Origin of the sequence: Amycolatopsis sp. NPDC023774 (assembly GCF_040639695.1) — a bacterium.
Taxonomy (GTDB): domain Bacteria; phylum Actinomycetota; class Actinomycetes; order Mycobacteriales; family Pseudonocardiaceae; genus Amycolatopsis.
Map to the genome: position 1 here is coordinate 68,149 of NZ_JBFAAJ010000019.1, position 20,671 is coordinate 88,819.

Genomic DNA, 20,671 nt, shown 5'->3' on the forward strand with positions numbered 1-20,671 from the left:
CGGTCAGGTGACGGTGTCCCCGTGCCGGTGGGCCACGCGCCACACGCCCTCTTCGCGGCGGTATACCTGCGTCGCGCGCAGGGTGTATGTGCGTGGCTCACCGTTCACGGACACCGTGGTGTGCTCGAAGCCCGTGGTGTAGGCCATGTCGCCGACGACGTCGCAGGCCAGCATATCGAAACGGTAGGCCGTGCAGCCGGAGAAGGTCTCGCCCAGCGCCGCGAAGAGGCCGTCGACCTCGCGCCGGCCGCAGGCGTTGCGCCACGCGCCCAGCACGCTCACGGGCTCGGCCCGCGACCAGATCGCGCGCCGGGGCGCCGGGTCTCCGTTGTGGAGCGCGAACTCCGCGTCATGCAACGTGGTCTCGACCCACGTGAGGAAATCGTCGCGATCGCTCATCGCTCAATGGTGCGCTCCGGCGACGGCGAAAGCTCCGGCCCGGATTTCACCCGATGCAGGGGTCGTGCCGAGGGCTTCGAGCTGTGGGGGTGCTCGGGGTGACTCAGCTGTGGAAGTGGAGGTAGCGGAAGTCGCCCTTGTCGAGATCGTGGACGCGGTAGTGGCCGTCACCCCCAGTTGTGGTCCTCGACCGTGACGGTGGAGCCGAGGGCGCTGTCGACGACGGCGACGTGGCCGTAGCGGCCCGCGTCATCTGGGCGATGCTGCCGGGGGTGGGCGTGTTGTCCACGCGGTAGCCGTGCTTGCGGGCGTTGTCGTCCCAGTACTTGGCGTCGCGGTAGTTCGAGGCGCTCCCGCCGTGGTGGTCGATGGTGAACGCGGCCCAGGAGACGCACTCGCGGTTGTCCATGTTCCAGTCGTCGACGACGGAGTCCTGCGGGATGTTGCGCCACTTCGCGGGGTAGTCGTCGCCGATGAGGTTGACCTTCGCCGACGGCGCGAGGGTGCCGAGCTGCGCGGCCATCGACATCGGGCGCGCGGCCGCGGCGGCGAGGGTGGTCAGGGTCCGAGTGAGACGGCGCATGGCGGTGCCTGTCCGGCGGACGGGGGGACCGGGGGAGCGACGTGGCGGACGGTCACCAGCCGCGGACCGCGCGTTCCAGACCGAAGTGGACAGCCGGTGCCCGGTACCCAGGATCCGCAGTTCGGCGGGTCGTGGTCACAGAATTGGCGTCACCACGTCCAACACGCGCGCCGTGGATGCCGGGGCCCCGCGTCGCGGGCGGCGGACGTGACGGCGTGGGTCTTGCCGACGCGCCGTGGGTCGCCGATGTGGCGGGGCCCGTCGGGGCCGCGGCGGTCGAAAGAGCGGACTTGCCGCGGGAGCCGCAGGCCGAACTGCCCCTGGCACGCGTATTCGCGCACCGGCCGCGTGAACCGCCGGCCGTACTCCAGCGCCGGGTCGACGGCTACGCGGTCGTGCACCGACCAGAACGCGAGCTGCCCGTCCGGCGGCGGTTTGAGCTCCGCCGTGAGCGGCCGCAGGTGCGGCCACAACCGGCGGCGCTCCACGCGGTCGGGCGGTTGGCCGAGCCGGCGCCCGCGCGGCGCTCGCGGGCCGAGCAGCGACGTGAGCGAGCCGGGGGAGAGCTCCAGCACGGCTTCGACTGCGGCACGGCGTTCAGCGACGTCTCGCGCTCGGGCCGGGAGCGGCCGCGGCGCCGGCAGGACAAGGCGGAGCGCGAGAGCGTCACGCCTCGGGCGGCGAGGTGGTGGCGGACCCGGTCGAGGAAAGCCCGGAGTCTTCGATCGCGGCGTCGAGCGTGACCGCGAACGAGCCGGGGTGCTGCGCAGACTCGCCTCCACCGTGATCAACAGGCCTGCTGTCCGGAACCGAGGAAAGTCGGGATCACGGGCCGTGACCCCGGTTGGTCTCAACCTTTCGCCCGCCCCACCCGTTGGATCGGGAGGAACTGTCACCTGAGAGCTGGGGAAGTGCGTGGCGCAGGACGAAACGCGGGCGCGGGAACCCTTGCGCGCCTCGTGGAAACCGTTGCCGGAGCGGAGATCCGCGAGGAAGAAGGGTTTCCTGCGCACCTACGGCCGGCGCGTCTACGCGCTGCCGGTGATGGTGGTGCTCACCGTGCTCGTACTGGTCGACACGGCCACGACCTCGGCCCCGTCGACGGCGGCGCAACAGCCCGCCTCCGCGCCGGTGCGCGCACCCGCCCGCGTGGAGTCCTCCGTGGACTCCGCCCAGCCGGGCGTTCCTGGGAACGCCGCGAAACCGGCCAATCCGAACGTCCCCACCGCCGCCCTGCCCGCCGGCGGTCCGTACACGCGGACCGGCCAGGGCAAGTGGCACGTGGTCCCCGGCTCCGGCCCGAAGATCGGCACGGGCCGCCTCTACCGCTACACCGTCGAGGTCGAGGACGGCATCGACCCGGCGAGCTACGCCGGTGACGACAGCTTCGCGGCCGCCGTGCAGGGCATCCTGTCCGACCCGAAGAGCTGGACCGCCGACGGCAAGGTCGCGCTGCAGCGCGTGGACGCGAGTGACGCGCACCCGGACTTCCGCGTCAGCCTCTCCACTCCCGACACCACATATCGTGCCGACGCCTGCGGGTTTTCCATCACCTACGAGGCTTCCTGCTTCCGCCGCAGCATGCACCGCGTGCTGATCAACCTCTCCCGCTGGGTGCGCGGCGCGAAAGCCTACGGGGCGAACCTGACCGCCTACCGTCAGTACGCGATCAACCACGAGGTCGGCCCCGCGCTGGGCCACTCCCACGTCGGCTGCGGCGGCGCCGGTAGGCCGGCGCCGGTCATGATGCAGCAGACCTTCGGCGTCGCCGACGACTACGTCGCCCACCTCAACAACGTCCCCGGCGGCGACCAGGGCGCCGTGCCGGCTGACCACCGCGTGTGCGTCACGAACTCGTGGCCGTTCCCAAAGGGCGCCGAGCTGTATAACGACCTATGCCGCCCCGGTCAGAACGGTGCGGTGGTGCACGCCGGGCTGCCGATCTCCTGCCATTTGCCGTTCTCACGCGCGAAGAAGCGCAGGCACACGAGCTCACCCTTCACCACCTGCTGACCGACGTGCATGATCTGCGCCGCGGTCGTCCCGGACGACGACGGCCCCCGCGACCAGCCCCGGCCGAAAACCTGGAAGTAGCCGTAGCTCGTCTTGATCGGCTGCTGCCGCAGCGCGATGACTTGGTTCACGTACAGGCCACTTCCGTCGGTCGAGTTGCAGAAGTTCGCGGTGCAGGCCTTTTCCGTCTTCGCGGAAGCGGTGCCCGTGAACAACGTCGCGGCCAGCGCGGTCAGCGCGCCGATCGCGGCCATCCTCTTCATGGTGCTCATTCCGTCTCCTCGCTTGGTGCCACGTCCCGAGCGGCGTGGCCTCGTGTGGCGGGGACCGGAGCCCAGCATGGCACCAATGTGGCACTTCGCTTCGAAGTGTCACACCCTTGAGTGATCACGGGAGGACGGCGACCGCCACCTTTGCGAGCCGGTCCGGATCCGCGATCACCTCGTACGCGGAGATCCGCCCCGCCGTCACCGTCACCTTGAGCACGCCCGTCAGCCGGCCGTAGGGCGCCAGCACCAGCCCGGCCGTGCCGTCCACCAGAGCCGGCTCCGCGAGACGCGCGCGACCGGCGAACGCGGTGGTACCGCGCGCGACAGCGTCAGCGCCGCGGAGGAGGGCGGCGGCGCCCGGCGGCAACGCGGCCGCGTCGGCGTGGCGGACGACGTCGGGGGCCAGCAGTTCGAGCAGCGCGGCGAGATCACCGCCGCGGGCCGCTGCCAGGAACGCCTCCACCACCTGCCGGTGCTCACCGAGCTCGGACGCGGCCACGGGAGTGCCGCGTACCCGCAGCCGCGCGCGGCTGGCCAGCTTCTTCGCCGTCGCGGGCGTGCGGTCCAGGATCGGGCCGACGGCGTCGAACGGCACCGAGAACAAGTCGTGCAGCACGAACGCCACGCGCTCAGCGGGCGCGAGCGTCGCCAGCACCACCAGCATGGCCCGGCCGACCTCGTCGGCGAGCGCGACATCCGCCTCGGGACCCGCCACGCCGTGGTCCGGGACCCGCTCGACCGGCGTCTCCCGCCGCGCCCGCAGCACGTCGAGGCAGATCCGCGAAACGACCGTGGTCAGCCACGCCGCCAGGTGGTCGATCCCGGACGCCGACGCCAACCGCAGCCAGGATTCCTGCACGGCGTCCTCGGCTTCGGCCGCCGAGCCGAGCATCCGCCGTGCGAGCGCGCGCAGCCGGGGCCGTTCCGCTTCGAACCGGGCCGCGAGGGTTTCGGGCATCGGTCACCTTTCCTCTTCGTGGTGCGTCGGGGTAGGTGAGTGAGGCCGACCCGCTGGACCTGAGGAGAGGAACCGGATGACCGACATGCTAGCGCCCCTGCTGCGCGTCGACTCCAGCGCCGACGGCGCGGAGTCCGTGACGCGGCGGCTGACCTCGCTGTTCGTGCGGCACTGGCGGGGCGAGGTGCGCCACCGCGACCTGGCCGCCGACCCCGTGCCGCCGATCCGCGAGCCCTACGCCCGCCTCGGCCGGCGCGTCGAACGCCGGGGAACCGTGCCCCTGGACGACATCGTCGCGCTGGCCGCCGACGAAGGCGAACGCCGCGAATGGGCGCTGACCCTGCCGCTGGTCACGGAGCTGCGCGAAGCCGGCACCGTGCTGCTGGGCGTGCCGATGTACAACTTCTCCGTGCCCGCCGCGCTGAAGGCGTGGATCGACCGCGTGACGTTCCCCGGCGTATTCGCGAACGCCTTGGGCGCCACCAGGTTCGTGGTCATCACCGCGCGCGGCGGCGCCTACGGGCCGGGCACTCCACGGGAAGGCTTCGACTTCCAGGAGCCGTACTTGCGGGCGTACCTGACGAACTTGGGCGTCAGCCCCGGAAATCTCGCGTTCGTGCACGCGGAGCTGACCCGCGTCGGCGACCTGCCCGCGCTGGCCGGGCTGGAGGACCTCGCGGAGAAATCCCTGGCCGAGGCCCGGGAAAGAATTCTCGAGCTGGTCGCGTAAAAAGGGGCGCTCGCGGGAAGGTCCCGCGAGCGCCCCGGCACTCATCTCACGTCAGATCCGAACACTTTCGCGCGTCCGGATCGTTCGCTCCGCCTGGCGACCACCTCACGTTCGCGAACGACGCCGAGAACGGCCCGTCGGTGTAGACCAGGAACGGGGTGTTGACGTTCTCGAAGTCGAGGCCGTTCGCGAAGCACGACAGCGGGATCTTCACCGTCGACTTCTGGCCCGCCGGCAGGTCCGTGAACAGCTTGGTGGCGTTGACCTCCGAGAAACACGGGTAGACGCAGTGCATGCTCACCACGGTGCGGTTCACCGGTGGCGAGTTCACGATCACGTCGAACTCGAGCGCCCCGTCCGCGTTGGGGTACCCGCGCAGGTCGCTGGTCCCCGAGCTCTGCAGGTACAGCTGCGCCGCACCGGTTCCGGTCCACGTCGTTTTGAGGCCGTCGGCCTGCACGTTGACGTCGGCCGGGGCCACGGTGATCTCCGGGTGCTCCGCGGTGCCGTCGGGGCCGATCTCGGTGCCGCCCCAGTTCGAGGCCGAGCCGATGTAGCTCTTGTACGGCGCGATGTCCGTGCGGTCGAAGATCGACAGGTCCTCGGTCGCGGTACCACCGCCGCCGGTCGACCCGCAGGTCGTCGGGCCCTCGGTCTCGTCGAGCTTCGCCACAGTGGCGCGCTGGCCGGTCTTGAGGCCGTAGCCCAGCGCGAACAGCGGGTCGTAGTCCGGGCTCCACGGGTTGAGCGGCGTCTGGCACGCGCTCTTCGGCCACGAGTAGGACAGCTTGCCCTGGTACCCCGTGCCGTCCTTGCCCTTGACCATCATGTCCGCCACGCCGCCGCCCTCGGTGCCGGGCAGCCAGGCCGCCACGAACGCGTCGGAGCGGTTGATCTCCTTGTTCAGGTACAGCGGGCGGCCGCCGACGTAGGCGGTGACGACCGGGACACCCTTGCCGCTCACCTTGTCCAGCACGGCGAGGTCCTCCGGGTAGAGCTTCGCGGCCTCCAGCGACTTGCGCTGCAGGTCGCCCACGCCCTCGGCGTACGGCGTCTCGCCGATCACGGCGATGACGGCGTCGTAGCCGGTCGGGTCGACGTCGCCCTTCTCGCTGAAGGTGACGTTGGCGTCGCCGAGGTCTTCCTTGAGCCCGCCCAGGATCGAGGTGGCGTTGGGGAAGTCGGCGTTGGTGTTGCCCGTGCCCTGCCACGAGAGGGTCCAGCCGCCGGTCTGGTTCTGGATGCTGTCGGCGCTCTTGCCGACCACCAGCACCTTCGACTTCGGCTTGAGCGGCAGCACGTTGCCGTTGTTCTTCAGCAGCGTCTGCGACTCGCGCACGGCGTCGCGGGCGAGCCACTTGTCCGTGAGCGCCTCGTCGGAGTTCGCGTAGGAACGGTCCGACGGCTTCTGCTCGTCGAGGATCCCGGCACGCAGCTTCACGCGCAGGATGCGGGTCACGGCGTCGTCGATGCGGGCCATGGGGATCTGGCCGTCGTTGACCTGCGCGACGGTGTTGGCGATGAACGCCTTCCAGTCGGCCGGCACCATCACGAGGTCGACGCCGGCGTTGATCGCCTGCGGGCAGCTCGCGTTGGTGCAGCCGGGGACCTGCCCGATGCCGTTCCAGTCCGACACGACGAGGCCGTCGAAGCCCATCTTGCCCTTGAGGATCTGGTTCAGCGCCTTGTCGCTGCCGTGCAGCTTGCCCTCGTTGATCCCGTCCTCGGCGTTGGCCCAGCTGTTGAACGACACCATCACGGTCTGGGTGCCGGCGGCGAGCGCGCCGTAGTAGCCCTGGCCGTGGATGTTGATCATTTCGGCCTCGGACGAGGGGTTCACGCCCTGGTCCTGGCCCTTGATCGTGCCGCCGTCGCCGATGAAGTGCTTGGCGGTGGCGATCACGCCGTTGTAGGTGATGCGCTTCGTGGCGCCGTCCTGCAGGCCGTTGATGGCCTCGTAGCCGTAGGCGCGCGTGATGCGCGGGTCCTCGGAGAATCCCTCGTACGTGCGGCCCCAGCGGTCGTCCTGGACCACGGCGAGCGTGGGTGCGAAGGCCCAGTCCTGGCCGGTGGCGCGGATCTGGCGCGCGGTGGCGTTCTCGACGTCGCGGACCAGGCACGGGTCGTGGGCCGCACCGAGCGCGATGTTCTGCGGGAAGACGGTGGCGCCGTAGACGTTGTTGTTGCCGTGCACTGCGTCGATGCCCCAGATCACGGGGATCTTCGTGCGGCTGGTCTTCGAGGCGCTCCAGTACGCGTCGGCGAGGTTCAGCCAGTCCTGCTGCGTGGCGTGCTTGTTGCCGCCGGGCCACGAGCCGCCGCCGTTGAGCACTGAGCCGATGGCGTACTGCTTGACCTCGTCGGGGGTGATCGCGTTGATCTCGGGCTGCGTCATCTGCCCGACCTTCTCCTCCAGCGTCATGCCGGAGAGGATCTTCGCGATGCGCGCCTCGTCTTGCGGGTTCTTCTTCATCTTGCTGTCGACCTTCGGCCAGTCCGAAAGGGTCGGCAGAGTGTTCTCGATGCGCGCGCAGCCGTTCTTGTCGAGCGCGGGCTGCCCGATCTCGGGCTGCGCCGCGGCGGGCGTGGCCGGTGCGGCGGGGGCGGGCTCCGCGTTCGCGACGCCGCCCAGGAGGGTGAGGCTCGCGAGCGCGGCGAACGTGGTCCTTCGGGCCCGGGACCACCCGGGGGATCTTCTGGCCATCGACAGTCCGTTCTGCAGAGGGCGGCGGGGACGGGCCCAAAGCGGGCCTTGGCGATCCTGACCGGACAAAGAGGATGGCGTCAAGAGGTCCGGACCCTACGGAAGTCCGTTATTTCTCGACTCGAATTAAGGTGTGATCGCACCTGGGTCACGGATGGACCAGACCAGTGTGCCCCCGGGGGGGCAGACCCGGGTGGCCGCGAAGGCAGACTTCGCCGGATCGTCAGCGGATCGCGTCGGCGGGGAGTACAGCGTGCACACCCCAGGTCTGGTTGGCGACCTGGGTGACGCGCAGGTCGACCACCGGGCTCGCGAGCGCCAGCGCGGTGGGGCGGTCGAGGTCGTAGAGCTTCTGCAGCCACGTGAGCATCGCGCCGAGCGCCTCGGCGGTGGCCTCGTTGAGGTCGGTGTGGAAGCCGAACGTGATGCGCCCGGCGGGCGTCTCGGCGTGGATGCCGGGCACGGGCCGGTCGGTGGTGAGGTCCAGCGTGAGCTCGGTGGTCATCGGGCATTCGATGGCCGTGCCGCCGACCTCGCCGTCGCCTTGGGCGGCGTGCCCGTCGCCGGCGAGCAGCCGCGCGCCGGCGACCGTCACGGGCAGGTACAGGGTCGAGCCCGCCACGAGCTCGCGGCAGTCGATGTTGCCGCCGCCTTCCGGGCGCGGCGGCACGGTGGAGTGGTCGCCCGGCTCGGCCGGCGGCAGGCCGATCACGCCGAGGAACGGTGCCAGGGCCACGGTCTGGCCGCGGTCGTTGGTGCCGGTGCGCTCGCCGGCGTCGAGTTCCCACAGCAGCCGGCCGGGCGGACCGCCCGCGACGCCGAGCTTCTGCGTGAGCCAGTTGTCCTTCGACGCCGAGACGGTCCAGCCCCAGTCGCCGGGCCGCAGGTCGTCCAGGTGCACGGCGAGCACGGTGCCCGGCTCCGCGCCGCGCACGGCGATCGGGCCGGTAAGGCAGTGGCCGCGGCTCGGGTCGATCATCCGCGGCCGCTGCTCGCCGGGCGTGCGCTGGCGTTCCAGGAACCCGTGGCAGTCCAGCGATCCCACCACGACCGTGTCCCCGGGGTCGACGGTCAGGACGGGCTCGGTGTCCCGGTTGAAGACGTCGATCGTGGTTTCACGGGTCGGGTCGAGGTGGTGCCGGGCCATGTGGGCGCTCCCTGGGGTCGGTGCTCGCCCCGGATCGTCCCACGGACACTTGTCCGCCGGCGCCGCCGAGTGACAAATGCCGCCAGGCGGCCGAGGCGTTCGTCGGCGTCGCGATGGTCGCGGCGCGTCTGGTGGTCGAGCTGCCAGGCCAGGTTCGGGGTGATCACGGTGCGCTCCTTCGTCGTCGGGTCGTCGCAGGGACGACTCCCGGGCGAGCGCGAAACAGACACCTCTTCGCTATCCGGTGCGATTCGCCTGTCCCACGACGGCGCCGGCGACCACCGACGCGAACACGCTCAGCGCCACGATCAGCTCGGCCCACAGGAGCGCCGTGTAGTCCGGCAGCGTGCCGATCGGCGGTGAGCCCGGAGCGGCGTTGCGGAAGGACACCAGCGCGAACGGCGACGCGGCCATGGACCCGAACGCCGGCCACACCAGCCCGCGGCGCCGCATGACGAGGTGACGCGCACCGAGCGCGACCGCGACGGTGATCGCCCACATCGCGTGCATCATGAACAGCGCGAAGACGAGCACACTGGTCGCGCGTGTCAGGCTGATGTCGAGACCGCGCGAGGTGTCGGAGCCGGTCACCGCGAGGCCGAACAGGCTGTCGGCCTTGTCCACGGTGAGCAGGACCGGCACCGGCTTGCCGTCCTGCACGGCGGCGAACTGGAAGTGGCTCTCGTAACCGTCGAACGGGTAGTCGGTGATCGCGCCGCCCGTCAACGCGATCGGCAGGCCGGCGCTCGCGATGCGCTCGTGGGCGGGGAACGTCTGGTCGCCGCGCAGGCTCGAGGAGTTCAGCAGCGTGAGGTCGCTCGCCGGCGCGACCCCGTCGTCCTCGCCGAGCCGCCCACGCGGCACCACGAGCACCCGCAACGTCACCTCACGCGCGACGGCGTCGACCTTCTGCACGGTGGCGTTCACGTCGATCCGGTCGGGTTCCTCCGTGCCGATGGAGTGCCACGTGTCCCCGGCCGTGCGCTCGGCGGAGTGCACCCACACCCCGGCCCCGCCGCGAGCCCGATGCCCACCGGTACGCCCGCGGCCCGGGCCACGCCCTTCCACCTCACGGCGGTGCTGGTGACACCGGCGGTCCCGGCCCGCTCCTGGGCTCACGCAGGCGGGTGACCTCGAAGACCTGACCTGCTTCATCGAATTCGGCGACCAAGGGTGGGCAATACGGCACGTCGGGCTTCGAGGTCCCGGCCGGCAGCCGGTGACTGTGGCGGCCCTCGACGAGGTCCTGCGCCTGCGCGACCACGGCGACCCGGCCGGCGCGAGTCGGATCAGGTCGTCGAGATCTCCGGTGCCGAGTTCGAACGAGTGTGGGTGACTGCTCGTCGCGCCCTGGACCAGGCCGGCCCCTCTGCTCCCGCAGGAGGGCGACCCCGGTCGGCGAGGGAGACGAACCGGTTCGTATCCTCGACGCCATGGCGTTCTTCTCAGTGACCCGCCACGGGCGGTGGACGTTCACCGGGCCGGACGGCGAGCCGTTCCCCTCGATCGGGGTCGCGCACGCGCACGACACGAACCTGCGGTACCCGCACAACCAGGACATCTGGCGCACGCGCTATGGCGGCTCGCGCGAGAAGTGGCTTCGCGACGGCCTGGGCGCGGACCTGCGCGCCTGGGGGTTCACCACGGTCGGCTCGACGGCGGAGTACATCAGCGGCACCGGCCTCGGCGTCACGGGCACCGTCGTGGATCTGGGCCACGCGGAGGACCTGCCGGGTGCGGATGTCGCCGCGGCCGGGTTGCCGTACGTGCAGGCGTTGCGGGTCGCGGAGATCGAGTCGTGGAACGGGCACCCGGCCTACCGTGATCCGCGCTCGCCCGCGTTCGCCGAGTACTGCGACCACCTGGCCCGCACGCTGTGCCGGCCGGAGGATCCGTTGCTGCTCGGGTACTTTCTGGTCGACGGGCCGGCCTGGGCACGCCACCCGACGGGCGCGGGCTGGCCCGGTCCGCTCGCCGAGACGGCCGAGGCCTACTACGCCACGGCCACCGCGGCGATCCGCCGCCACGACCCGAACCACCTGATCCTCGGCGACCGCTTCGGGACGAAAGCGGGCGCACCGGACGAAGTCCTCGACGCCGCGGCCCGCCACCTCGACGTCCTGTCGGTGCAGACCTTCCCGGGCCCGGGCGCGCTCGACACGGCGCTGGAGACACTCGAACGCTGGCACACGAGGACCGGCCTGCCCGTGCTCGTCGCCGACACCGGCAACTGGTGCCCCACGCGGCTGAGCCCGCACCGCACCGGCAGCATGCGCGACCAGGCCGACCGCGCCGCCGGCTACGTCCGCACCGCCGAGGCGTTCGCCGCGCTGGACTGGTGCCTGGGCTGGCACTGGTGTGCCTACGTCGAAAACCCGCAGCGCGGCTGGGGCCTCAAGGATCCGTGGGACGAGCCGTACGAGGACCTCGTCGGCCCCGTCACCGAGGTCAACCGGCGCGTGGCCGGCGCGTGGGCGGTGCGCGGTGCCTGACGCCGCCCGCCGCAACCCCCAGGTCCACCGCGCGATCCTCGACGCCGCCTGGGACCTCACCGCCGCCGGCGGCTGGTCGGCGGTCAGCGTCGACGCCATCGCCGCGCGCGCCGGCGTCGGCAAGCGCACCGTGTACCGCTGGTGGACCGGCAAAGCCGCCGTGGTGCTCGAAGCCTTCCTCGACCGCGCCCGCGCCGACCCGGTCACCACGCGCGCCACCACCGCCGAAGGCCTGCTGCGCGCCCACGCCCGCCACTTCGCCGACCTCTACGTCGACACCGTGCTGGGCCGCGTCTTCACCGGCCTGCTCGGCGCGGCGCAGCAGGATCCCGACCTCGTCGCCCGCCTCGACGAGCACTGGTTCGAGCCCCGGCGCGCACCCGTCCGCGCCGCGGTCCGCGAGGTCGTCCCGCCGGACGTCGACGTGGACCTCCTGCTGGACTTGGTCTTCGCCCCGCTGCACTACCGCCTCCTCACCGGCCGGCGCCCGCTCGACCACACCTACGCGGACGCCGTCGTGACCTCGGTTCTGCGCGGGGTACTAGGTTGACGATCGAGAGCCGGCAAGCTGATCGACAGGAGTGACATGCGCAAGGAGAAGGTGGACGTCCCGGCCGCTGACGGGGTCGCCGACTCGTACCTGGTCGTTCCCGACGGGGGGCCGCACCCCGGGGTTCTGCTGTTCATGGATGCGTTCGGGTTGCGGCCGCGGATCGAGGAGATGGCGGAGCGGATCGCGGAGGCCGGCTACGCCGTGCTCGCCCCGAACCTGCTCTACCGCGGCGGATCGTCCGAGATCGACCTCTCGGGACTGGGCGATCCGGACAAGCGGGGCGAGATCTTCGGCAGGATCATGCCGCTGATCCAGGCCCTGGGCACGGACAACGCGATCCAGCGTGACGCGGAGAAGTACCTCGACTTCTTCGCCGCGCAGGAAGGTGTCGCCCCGGGTCCGGTCGTGATCACGGGCTACTGCATGGGCGGCACCAACGCCCTGCGCGTGATCGAGGCATTCCCCGAGCGCGTCAAGGCGATCGCGGCGTTCCACGCGGGCGGCGTGGTCACGGACGGGCCGGACAGCGCGCACCTGGGTGTCGGCTCGATCACCGGCGAGGTGTACTTCGGCCACGCCGACCAGGACCACTCGATGTCGGCCGAGCAGATCAAGACGCTGGAGGCCGCGCTCGACGAGGCCGGGGTCACGTACCGCTCGGAGGTCTACGAGGGCGCGACCCACGGGTACACCATGACCGACACGGCGGCGTACGACGAGGCCGCCGAGAAGCGGCACTGGGAGAACCTGTTCGCGCTGCTCGAGCGCGTGAAGTGAGCCAGGGGCGGGGCGGCTCGCGAAGAGCCGCCCCGCCCGCTGGTCAGTCCCGGCTGCGGTGCAAGACCATCCGGTAGGCGACGAGGATGATCAGCGCGCCGAGGATGGCCAGGCCCCACGTGCGCAGGTCGAAGAACGTGCCGAGCTGCACGTGGAACAAGGTCTTGCCGACCCAGCCGCCCACGAACGCGCCGCCGATGCCGAGCAGGATCGTGATGATGCAGCCGCCGGGGTCCTTGCCCGGCATGAGCGCCTTCGCGATCAGCCCCGCGATCAGGCCCAGCACGATCCAGCTGATGATTCCCATGACTGTCCTCCCGGCCGCGGCGCGGCGTCGAGCTCCGGCGCGAACCGCGCGTTCTTGAGCGCACAGGATGGCAGGCACCCGAACGGGTGGCGCGGCGAGCGGACCGGACGTGACCTGGATCTCATCGGACGGCCGACCGGGATCATCCACAATGGACACGTGGCCCGCTCGATCGGCGGGGGGTGCGGACATCTGGGACCGTGGAGGTACAGACCCCGTCCAACCCCACGCACGCGCCGATCAGAGGAGCGGTCCATGGCCCAGCCCGCACCGGTCACGAAGAATCCCGACAAAGGATACCTGGCCGTGCTCGGCTGGAGTCTCAACGCGATCGAGGCGCTCGACCGCTTCGACCGCCGCTACGTCGTGGTCGCGCCCGACTGGGCCGAGGAGTACTGCGCCGAGCACGACATCCCGTACCTGCCGTGGAACTTCGAGAGACTCAACGACCGGTCGATGGAGATCGCCGAGACCCTCAAGCAGGAAGGGGTCGACGTCGCCATCCCGCTGTTCGAGGAGACGGTGGAGTGGGCCGGGGCGATCAACTCCGTGCTGATGGACAACCCGCGCCTGTTCGGTCAGGCGATGTTGTTGCGGGACAAGGCTTTGATGAAGCGCCGCGCGCAGCTGGGCGGCATCCGCGTCGGCATTTTCGAGGAGGCCCACGCGCGGGACGACGTGGTGCGGTTCCTCAAGCGCGTCAACCAGACGCTGCTCAAGCTCGACGGCGATCCGAACGACCCGATCCACCTCAAGGCGTTCGACAAGGCGGGCTGCCTGGGCCACCGCGTGATCCGCACCCCCGACGAGATCGACATGATCCCGGAGGAGGAGTTCCCCGTCCTCATGGAGTCCCACCTCGACGGCTGGGAGTTCGCCGTCGAGGCGTGGATCCACCGCGGAAAGATCAAGTTCCTCAACATCTCCGAGTACGTCACGCTCGGGTATTCGGTGTTCGTGCCCGCGACGCCGGAGCTGGAGCGCTACCGGCCGCAGATCACCGCGCAGATCGAGAAGCTCGTGAAGACCTTCGACATCGAGTTCGGGTTCGTGCACCCCGAGTACTTCGTGACCAGCGACGGCGAGATGTACTTCGGCGAGGTCGCGTACCGCCCGCCGGGTTTCAAGGTTTTCGAGCTGCTCGAACGCGCCTACGGCTTCAACGCCTACCAGGCGCTGGCGCTCGCGTTCGACCCGAAGACAACGGAAGAGGAGATCGACGCGTTCTTCCCTCGCGAGGTCGTCGACGCGTCCGGCGTCGCCGGCTGCTTCGGGGTCTACCCTCGGCGGCGGGTCGTCAGCGAGCTGCGGATCCCGGAAGAGACCGAAGACGACGACTACTACGAGTCCCACGACCTGTCGGCGCCGCTGGAGGAGACGGTGACCAAGCGGACCGCGTTCGGCACCCACTGGGGACTGCTGTACTTCTTCGGTGACGACGCCTACCGGATGCGCGAAACGCTGAAGAAACAGGAAGAGCTCGACTTCTACGTCTGAGAACCAGGCGGGAGAGCCGACCGGGGTAACACCAGTGAATCCGAACGCCGACGCCACGGGCGGCGCCACCCTCGCCAAGCGGGTGGCTTCGCTCGACGATGCCGTCCAGGCCATGGCCGAGACGCGCGACTTCGGCAAGCACACGAAGCTGCGGCGGGTCCTGGAGGCCCTGCGGCGCGTGCTGCTGCAGCCCGGCGGGGCCGCCGCCGTGCAGGCCCGCGCGCAGGCGCTGGACGAAGCCGGTCTCTATCAGGGCACCGACTGGGCCTCGCCGGAGATCCTCCTGCCTGCGCTGGTCGGCCCGGGGCTGCACAGCGGGGAAGCGGACACCGTCGTGATCGAGGCGGCCAGCGAGCTGCGCATGCTCGCCGTCGCGCTGGGGGACTACCCCCACCCGACGCTGTCCGCCGAGGATGCCCGCGGGTTCCTCTCCCAGGTGCTCGCGATGAACCTGGAGCTGCTGTTCACCCCGCCCACCGAGGCCGAGCGGGCGCACGAGGGCCGCACCGCGCAGCTCATTCGCGCGCTGTTCCGCCACGTGGCCGACGGGATCGGCTACGCCAGCGTGCTCGACAAGCTGGGCGAGGAGATCTGGCGGATCCTGCGCCAGCGCCCGATCCAGGTCGAGCAGGTGCAGTCGCTGATCACGAGGATCTCCGTCTACCGCGACGACCCCGAGGTCGACCTGGGCCCGAATTCCGGGCAGGGGCTCGACCGGCTCATCACGAGCCTGTTCGGCACCACCGAGGCGTGCCGGGAGGACCCGGGGTTCGAGGTCTTCCGCTCGCGGCTCGAGGCGATGGACGGCGGTGGCCTGCAGTACGAGGCCTCCGGCTTCGCCCGGGCGATGCACGACACCGGGCTGGTTTCGCCGTACCACGCCGAGCTGCTGCGGTTCGTGCGCCACGAGGGCGACTACCTCGTTGCGGAGGCGCTCGGGCTGTCCGACACCGGCCGCAACTGCCTGCTGCGTTACCGCGATCTCGTGCACCAGCTCATCGAGGAGGCCGTGCACCCGGAGACCGCGCAGTCCGTCTACGGTCTGGCGTTGTTGCTCGACCGCGGCATCCTGTACGAGCCGCCGGTGGTGCCCGCGTTGTGGCGCCAGCTGGCGCTCACCCTCGGCCCGGCCGCGCGCGAACGGCTCACGGCCGTGTTCGGCCCCGCGCCCGACGCGAAGGCGCGCCTGACCGCGGGCGTCCTGTCGATGCTCGGCCTGCCGCTCGGCGTCGGGCAGGGCGACAACCCGACCTGCCAGTCGGCCCGCGCGCTGTCGATGTGGGCGGGCAACGACCCGGACTACCTGCTGCAGATGGTCGTGTGGGCGGCCCGCGACGACGAGATCACCATGCACTTCGAGGGGCAGCCCATCTCGTCGCGCGAGAGCGAGGGCGGTGTCGCGCGCAAGCTGCCGGTGGACCTGGACCCGGTGTCGCTGCTCGTGGTGCCGCACCTGGACCGCATCTACGCCGAGATGGGCCGGCGCTGCGTCGACCGCCCCGGTGACCCGCACCGCTGGGTCAACCCCGAGTTCCACGGCTGGTGGGCGTTCCGCGGCTTCCGCATCAACGTCGACGTCGCCACCGGGAACCTGATCGACCTCGACGAGTTCCTGCGGGCCTTCCACGCCAGCTACCACCCGGCCTACAACGGCGACCAGCCGCTGATCCACCCGCAGCCGGCCGGCGTCGCCGTGACCGACAGCGCGGCGCGCTACGTGGGCTGGCACGCGATCACGATCCTGCGCGTCGCGCCCGACCCGCAGGACGTGATGCGCGTGTACTTCTTCAACCCCAACAACGACAGCGGCCAGGACTGGGGTGACGGCGTGGTCGTCTCCACCGCCGGCAACGGCGAACGCTTCGGCGAGGCCTCGCTCCCGTTCGACCAGTTCGCCTCGCGGCTCTACCTCTTCCACGTCGACCCGCTGGAACACGGCGAGCCGGAGAAGGTGCCGGCCGAGGACGTCGAGCGGATCGTCGGGTACCTCGAACGCAGCTGGGGCGCCGATCGGTTGCCGGCAGGGAGCGGCCAGGTCGCGCCGCCGCCTCACTGAGCCAGAGAGCCACCGTCCACGCCCGGCTCGGACCGGTGACGAAACTGGACTCGTCGCCGGCCGGGAACAGGGCGCCGTTGGCGACCTCCGCGGGTCGCCCGCGCGGCCCATCGGGGCCTGGCCGATCACGAACGCGTGATCTCCGGGCCCTGCGCCTCGGTGTGTGCGGCGTGCGGTTGAAGCCGGGGTACACGGAGTTCACACGAATGTTCTCCTGCGCGTAGGGGATCGCCGCGCTCTTCGACATGGTCCGCACCGCGCCCTTCGTCGCGGGGTAGCCGTGGGCGCGCGCGACGGCGACGGTGCCCCCGGATCGACGAGACGTCGATGACCGAGCGGCCGCCGGTGCGCCGAATCCCCGCCGCGAGCCCATCGTCACGGCCCTGACGCAGGAAGGCGTCGAGGCGCTCTGCGGGGTCCGCCAGAACCTGGAAGGTCTCGCTGAGGAGAAGTTCGCGCAGCGCGCGTCGGAGTCCGATGCCGAGGCGCTGGTCGCCCAGCCGGACCACCTGGAGTCGACGTTCCTCTGCCGGCGAAGTGACGACGCGCGGCCGGGGAAAAGACGGGTTCTACCGGCTGCTACTCGGCGACCACAACCCGGTGCTCGCCGACCAGCCGCACGGGATCCGCTCGCGGATCACCATCTTCCGGCACTTCGCGTTCGTCGACGACCGGCGGGCGGAGCTGTCGCTGCGCGAGGTGCGGGCGATCGGCACGGCTGCCGCCATCCACCGCGGCCCGGCCGCGGCCCGGCGTGCCTGCGAGGAGCACATCCGCCTGGCCGGCGCGCTCGCGATGTCGAGCACGAGACCCGGCGCGAAGCCGGCTTGGTCGCGGTCTGAGCCCGGCTCCCGTGGCATCATAGGCAGGCGGAACACTGTTCCGCTGCGGGCCGGTGAGGAGAGCTGTGGTGAACGAGGAGCCCGTCGCGCGGCCGAAGCGGGCGGACGCGCGGCGCAACGAGGAGTCGCTGCTGACCGCAGCGGCCGCGGTGTTCGTCGCGTCCGGGGTCGACGCGCCGGTGCGCGACATCGCGGCGAAGGCCGGCGTCGGGATGGGCACGATCTACCGGCACTTCCCGACGCGGGCGGAGCTGATCGTCGCCGTGTACCGGCATCAGATCGAGGCGTGCGCGGAGGCGGGGCCCGAGCTGCTCGCGGCGGGCCCCACGCCGCACGTCGCGCTGGGGCGCTGGATCGAGCTGTTCGTCGACTTCCTCGTCACCAAGCACGGGCTGGCCGGCGCGATGCAGTCCGACGAGGCCGGGTTCGAAGCGCTGCACTCGTTGTTCCTCGATCGCCTGATGCCGGTGTGCGCGCGGCTGCTCACCGCGGCGGCCGAGGCCGGGGAGATCCGGGCCGACGTCGGCGCGTACGAGCTGATGCGGGGCGTCGGCAACCTCTGCATCGGCGCGGAGAACGACAACCGCTACGACGCGCGCCGCCTGGTGTCCCTGCTGGTCGCGGGGCTGCGCACGTAGCGCTCCGGCAGCGGCTGGACCGGACCGGCGCCTGGCGCTACGCTCCGCGTGGCCCGGGTCCGGCCGCTGCGGAAAGGTGCAGATGACTGCGTCGACGACGATCCCGCACCGGGAGAAGCTGCTGCGCGAAGGCATGCGCCGGCTCTATGGCCACGGCTTCCACGGCACCACGATCGACGCGATCCTCGAGGGCGCCGGCGTGCCGAAGGGCTCGTTCTACCACCACTTCGGCTCGAAGGAAGGCTTCGCGAAGCAGGTGCTCGCGCGGTACGTGCAGTTCCAGCTCGACCAGCTCGGCGAGTGGAGCGGCCGCGCGGACCTGACCACACCCGCGGTGCTGTCGGGGTATTTCCGCGCGATGGCCGACCGGTTCATCGCCTCGGGGCACCGGGACGCCTGCCTGGCGGGCAAGCTCGCCACGGAGCTGTGCGCGGAACACGAAGCGTTCCGCGCACAGCTCGCCGAGGACCTGGCTGTCTGGAAAGGACGGATCGCCGAGCTGCTGCGCCAAGGGCAGCGGCGCGGTGACGTGCGGGCCGACCAGCCGGCCGAGGTCCTCGCCGACGCCGTGCTCGCGTTGCTGCAAGGCGCTTTCGTCGTCGCGCTGGCTTCACACGACGACGCTTCGCTGGCGTCGGTGGGCACGGCGCTGGAACTCTTGGTCGAGCCGCCCTGGTGACGTCCTTTGTGGACTCAGAAGACGAGCACGCCCTGCGCGGCGGGCTGCAGCGTGCCGACCTCCACGGACTTGATCGGGAACTGAGGCACCTGAACGGTTTGCCCGTCGAGGCCGATGAGGTCGATGTTCGTGGTTCCCGTGGCGCCGGGCGGGGTCGCCTCGAAGTTGCTGGCCACGAAAGCGTCGGAATCGGCCTTGTCGCCGAGTGTCCACTTCACGCCGGCGAATGCGGTCGTGCCGGGCTTGAGGGTGACGGGGATGGCCGCGCCCGGGATCTCGACCTCGTGGATCGGGAAGTCGAGCGGCGAGCCGTCGGCGCCGAGGAACCGCAGCTTCGGCCAGCCCTTGAGCGTCACGGTGGTCTTGCCGCGGTTCTCGAGCGTCAGGAGGGCGACGTTCTGGTCGGGCTGCAGGGTGAGCTCGGCGTGGAACGTCTCGGCCGCGGTGGCCTTCTGGACAGGCGGTTTCGCGGACGTCGAAGGGGCCCGGGTGGCGGGGGTGGTGGCCGGAACCGTGACGGGCGCGGTGGCCGACGCCGTGGCGTTGCGGGCGACGAGCGGATCGGGCGAGGCCGCGCCACCCGTCGAGCCGCTGCACGCGGTGAGGGACACGGCGAGCGCGGCGAAGGAGACGACAGTGGCCACGGTGGTGACGCGCATGGGGCATGAACCCTTTCTCGAGGTGCCGGATCGTCCGCCCGGCTCACCGCTCATCACGGACGCCGGTGGGATCCGGTTCAGCGCAAGGGTTTCCCGGCCGGTGACCAGCCGCGACGCGCCGGTGGACCTGGGCCGGGAAGGGGGTGCGGGCTCATGCGCCTACGCTGTGGAGCCATGGCGGATCGCGCGCTGTGCCTGGAGCCACTGGAGCTGTCCGGGCGGGAACGATCGGTCCTGCGGAGCGTTGCGGTCCGCGGGGCGTCCTCGTCGTTGTACTGCGAGCTCGAGGCAGGACACGGCCACGAGCACGTCGCAGGCGTCCGCGGTGCCGGGCCCGGTGGCCCGAGGTGGTGGTTGCGCTGGTGGCCGGGCCGGCGCGTGCTGGAGGCCCGCGCGGAGTGCGGCGCGCTCGCCGAAGACGGCGCGGTGTGCCGCGTGCCCGGCGGGCACGAGGGCGGCCACACGTCCGACCTCGTTGACCTTGAGCACGTCGAGGAACTGGCCGACGCGGCGAGGTCGGCCGGACCTCGGTAGAGTCGCGGTTCATGCGCGAAGGCTTTAAGGACGACCTCGACCGGCTCGACGAGCGGCTTGCCGGGATGGGTGAGGCCGCGGCCGCGGCGATGCGGTCCGCGACCCGCGCGCTGCTGACCGCGGACCTCGCGCTTGCCGAGCAGGTCATCGGCGCCGACGCCGCACTCGACGACCAGCGCGCCGAGTGTGAGGAAGAGGCGTACTCGCTGCTCGCCTTGCAGGCCCCCGTTGCCGGCGACCTGCGTGGCGTGCTCGCGGTGGTGTACTGCGCCGAGAAGATCGAGCGGATGGGCGACCTGGCCGCCCACATCGCCAGCACCGCCCGGCGCAGCCACCCCGAACGCACCGTGCCCGCCGACCTGGAGCCGGTCTTCGCCGAACTGGGCGACGTCACCGCCCGCATGGCCGACCGCCTCACCCAGTTCATCCGCGGCGGCGGCGTCGAGGGCGGCTACGCGGAGCTCAGCCGCTCCGACGAAACCGTCGACGCCCTCCACGCGCGCATCCTCGCCACGATCACCTCCGCGAACTGGACGCACGGCCAGCGCACCGCCGTCGCGGCCACGCTGCTCACCCGCTTCTACGAACGCTTCGCCGACCAGACCGTGTCGGTCGCCAAGCGCCTCGAGTTCGCGGCGACGGGCGCTTTGCCGGGCCCGCGCTGACCTTGCGGGGCCGGCTTCCTCGCGCCGGCCTGGTAGCAGTTTTTGCTCGCTTGCTGGTGTGGCTCTGAGCGGTCCGCGGCATCGGAGTGTCGGTTGCTGCGCGCCCGGAACTCGCGGCGACGAATGCTTGGACGCGCCCGCGCGGGTGTGCGGGGCGGCGGTTCCTCGC

At 71.2% G+C, this 20,671-nt stretch carries 22 protein-coding genes and 1 pseudogene; 11 read left to right on the forward strand and 12 right to left on the reverse strand.

The genetic code is table 11. The features are described from left to right. Positions 1 to 3: 3 nt before the first annotated feature. From AB0F91_RS31080 to AB0F91_RS31090, 3 genes are all read right to left on the reverse strand, one after another. On the reverse strand, positions 4 to 399 hold the full coding sequence (locus AB0F91_RS31080; RefSeq protein WP_360603218.1) for a nuclear transport factor 2 family protein: 396 nt from the start codon (positions 397 to 399) through the stop codon (positions 4 to 6). 103 nt (positions 400 to 502) lie between these two features. Next, positions 503 to 982, reverse strand: a complete 480-nt coding sequence (locus tag AB0F91_RS31085; RefSeq protein ID WP_360603220.1) for a CHAP domain-containing protein — start codon at positions 980 to 982, stop codon at positions 503 to 505. Positions 983 to 1,131: 149 nt separating this feature from the next. Beyond that, entirely contained in the window at positions 1,132 to 1,557 is a 426-nt protein-coding gene (locus AB0F91_RS31090) for a hypothetical protein (RefSeq protein WP_360603222.1), read from the reverse strand. Between the two features lie 340 nt (positions 1,558 to 1,897). Here AB0F91_RS31090 and AB0F91_RS31095 point away from each other — a divergent pair, with 340 nt between their 5' ends. After that, positions 1,898 to 2,995 (forward strand): DUF3152 domain-containing protein, encoded by a 1,098-nt coding sequence (locus AB0F91_RS31095; RefSeq protein WP_360603224.1) that lies wholly within the window; start codon positions 1,898 to 1,900, stop codon positions 2,993 to 2,995. Here AB0F91_RS31095 and AB0F91_RS31100 read toward each other — a convergent pair. Together AB0F91_RS31100 and AB0F91_RS31105 are read right to left on the reverse strand one after the other, a co-directional pair. Continuing rightward, the gene (locus AB0F91_RS31100) at positions 2,890 to 3,267 is read right to left on the reverse strand and encodes a hypothetical protein (RefSeq protein WP_360603226.1); all 378 of its coding nucleotides are present in this window, start codon (positions 3,265 to 3,267) and stop codon (positions 2,890 to 2,892) included. The genes AB0F91_RS31095 and AB0F91_RS31100 overlap by 106 nt on opposite strands. Before the next feature lie 115 nt (positions 3,268 to 3,382). After that, positions 3,383 to 4,222, reverse strand: a complete 840-nt coding sequence (locus tag AB0F91_RS31105; protein ID WP_360603228.1) for a sigma-70 family RNA polymerase sigma factor — start codon at positions 4,220 to 4,222, stop codon at positions 3,383 to 3,385. Between the two features lie 76 nt (positions 4,223 to 4,298). On the opposite strand from AB0F91_RS31105, the gene AB0F91_RS31110 reads away from it, so the two are divergent. Beyond that, positions 4,299 to 4,952 (forward strand): NAD(P)H-dependent oxidoreductase, encoded by a 654-nt coding sequence (locus AB0F91_RS31110; RefSeq protein ID WP_360603230.1) that lies wholly within the window; start codon positions 4,299 to 4,301, stop codon positions 4,950 to 4,952. Positions 4,953 to 4,998: 46 nt separating this feature from the next. On the opposite strand, the gene AB0F91_RS31115 is transcribed toward AB0F91_RS31110, so the two are convergent. The 3 genes from AB0F91_RS31115 to AB0F91_RS31125 all read right to left on the reverse strand — a co-directional run bounded on the left by AB0F91_RS31115 (position 4,999) and on the right by AB0F91_RS31125 (position 9,802). Next, a complete protein-coding gene (locus tag AB0F91_RS31115; protein WP_360603231.1) occupies positions 4,999 to 7,656 on the reverse strand; it encodes an exo 1,3/1,4-beta-D-glucan glucohydrolase in 2,658 nt (885 codons plus the stop codon). Positions 7,657 to 7,879: 223 nt separating this feature from the next. Further along, entirely contained in the window at positions 7,880 to 8,803 is a 924-nt protein-coding gene (locus AB0F91_RS31120) for an acetamidase/formamidase family protein (protein ID WP_360603233.1), read from the reverse strand. Between the two features lie 237 nt (positions 8,804 to 9,040). Further along, positions 9,041 to 9,802 carry a DUF4436 family protein gene (locus tag AB0F91_RS31125; protein ID WP_360603234.1) on the reverse strand — a complete coding sequence of 254 codons (762 nt, stop codon included), beginning with the start codon at positions 9,800 to 9,802 and terminating at the stop codon, positions 9,041 to 9,043. 434 nt (positions 9,803 to 10,236) lie between these two features. On the opposite strand from AB0F91_RS31125, the gene AB0F91_RS31130 reads away from it, so the two are divergent. From AB0F91_RS31130 to AB0F91_RS31140, 3 genes are read left to right on the forward strand one after another with little or no spacing between them, the layout of a single operon-like run. After that, on the forward strand, positions 10,237 to 11,295 hold the full coding sequence (locus AB0F91_RS31130) for an agarase (protein ID WP_360603236.1): 1,059 nt from the start codon (positions 10,237 to 10,239) through the stop codon (positions 11,293 to 11,295). Further along, entirely contained in the window at positions 11,288 to 11,845 is a 558-nt protein-coding gene (locus AB0F91_RS31135; RefSeq protein WP_360603238.1) for a TetR/AcrR family transcriptional regulator, read from the forward strand. Before AB0F91_RS31130 ends, AB0F91_RS31135 begins: the two co-directional genes overlap by 8 nt. A 36-nt stretch (positions 11,846 to 11,881) precedes the next feature. Next, the gene (locus AB0F91_RS31140) at positions 11,882 to 12,625 is read left to right on the forward strand and encodes a dienelactone hydrolase family protein (protein ID WP_360603240.1); all 744 of its coding nucleotides are present in this window, start codon (positions 11,882 to 11,884) and stop codon (positions 12,623 to 12,625) included. A gap of 43 nt (positions 12,626 to 12,668) precedes the next feature. Here AB0F91_RS31140 and AB0F91_RS31145 read toward each other — a convergent pair whose 3' ends face one another. Then, positions 12,669 to 12,932 (reverse strand): GlsB/YeaQ/YmgE family stress response membrane protein, encoded by a 264-nt coding sequence (locus AB0F91_RS31145; RefSeq protein WP_360603242.1) that lies wholly within the window; start codon positions 12,930 to 12,932, stop codon positions 12,669 to 12,671. A 255-nt stretch (positions 12,933 to 13,187) separates the two neighbouring features. Here AB0F91_RS31145 and AB0F91_RS31150 point away from each other — a divergent pair, with 255 nt between their 5' ends. Both AB0F91_RS31150 and AB0F91_RS31155 read left to right on the forward strand, forming a co-directional pair. Beyond that, on the forward strand, positions 13,188 to 14,429 hold the full coding sequence (locus tag AB0F91_RS31150; RefSeq protein WP_360603244.1) for a carboxylate--amine ligase: 1,242 nt from the start codon (positions 13,188 to 13,190) through the stop codon (positions 14,427 to 14,429). A gap of 34 nt (positions 14,430 to 14,463) precedes the next feature. Next, positions 14,464 to 16,485 (forward strand): hypothetical protein, encoded by a 2,022-nt coding sequence (locus tag AB0F91_RS31155; protein ID WP_360603246.1) that lies wholly within the window; start codon positions 14,464 to 14,466, stop codon positions 16,483 to 16,485. A gap of 91 nt (positions 16,486 to 16,576) precedes the next feature. Here AB0F91_RS31155 and AB0F91_RS31160 read toward each other — a convergent pair. Both AB0F91_RS31160 and AB0F91_RS31165 read right to left on the reverse strand, forming a co-directional pair. Further along, positions 16,577 to 16,858 (reverse strand): annotated as a pseudogene (locus tag AB0F91_RS31160) (SDR family NAD(P)-dependent oxidoreductase); the annotation flags it as partial. Positions 16,859 to 17,054: 196 nt separating this feature from the next. Next, positions 17,055 to 17,348, reverse strand: a complete 294-nt coding sequence (locus tag AB0F91_RS31165; RefSeq protein WP_360603248.1) for a hypothetical protein — start codon at positions 17,346 to 17,348, stop codon at positions 17,055 to 17,057. Between the two features lie 47 nt (positions 17,349 to 17,395). On the opposite strand from AB0F91_RS31165, the gene AB0F91_RS31170 reads away from it, so the two are divergent. Both AB0F91_RS31170 and AB0F91_RS31175 read left to right on the forward strand, forming a co-directional pair. Next, positions 17,396 to 17,965 (forward strand): helix-turn-helix domain-containing protein, encoded by a 570-nt coding sequence (locus tag AB0F91_RS31170; protein ID WP_360603250.1) that lies wholly within the window; start codon positions 17,396 to 17,398, stop codon positions 17,963 to 17,965. A gap of 82 nt (positions 17,966 to 18,047) precedes the next feature. Beyond that, positions 18,048 to 18,644 (forward strand): TetR/AcrR family transcriptional regulator, encoded by a 597-nt coding sequence (locus AB0F91_RS31175; RefSeq protein ID WP_360603252.1) that lies wholly within the window; start codon positions 18,048 to 18,050, stop codon positions 18,642 to 18,644. Between the two features lie 14 nt (positions 18,645 to 18,658). On the opposite strand, the gene AB0F91_RS31180 is transcribed toward AB0F91_RS31175, so the two are convergent. Then, positions 18,659 to 19,303, reverse strand: a complete 645-nt coding sequence (locus AB0F91_RS31180) for a DUF4232 domain-containing protein (protein WP_360603254.1) — start codon at positions 19,301 to 19,303, stop codon at positions 18,659 to 18,661. 174 nt (positions 19,304 to 19,477) lie between these two features. Between AB0F91_RS31180 and AB0F91_RS31185 the strand changes: the two genes are divergently transcribed. Both AB0F91_RS31185 and AB0F91_RS31190 read left to right on the forward strand, forming a co-directional pair. Continuing rightward, positions 19,478 to 19,837: a hypothetical protein gene (locus AB0F91_RS31185; RefSeq protein ID WP_360603256.1), complete on the forward strand. Its 360-nt coding sequence runs from the start codon at positions 19,478 to 19,480 to the stop codon at positions 19,835 to 19,837. Between the two features lie 11 nt (positions 19,838 to 19,848). Continuing rightward, entirely contained in the window at positions 19,849 to 20,502 is a 654-nt protein-coding gene (locus AB0F91_RS31190; RefSeq protein ID WP_360603258.1) for a phosphate uptake regulator PhoU, read from the forward strand. Positions 20,503 to 20,671 lie beyond the last annotated feature (169 nt).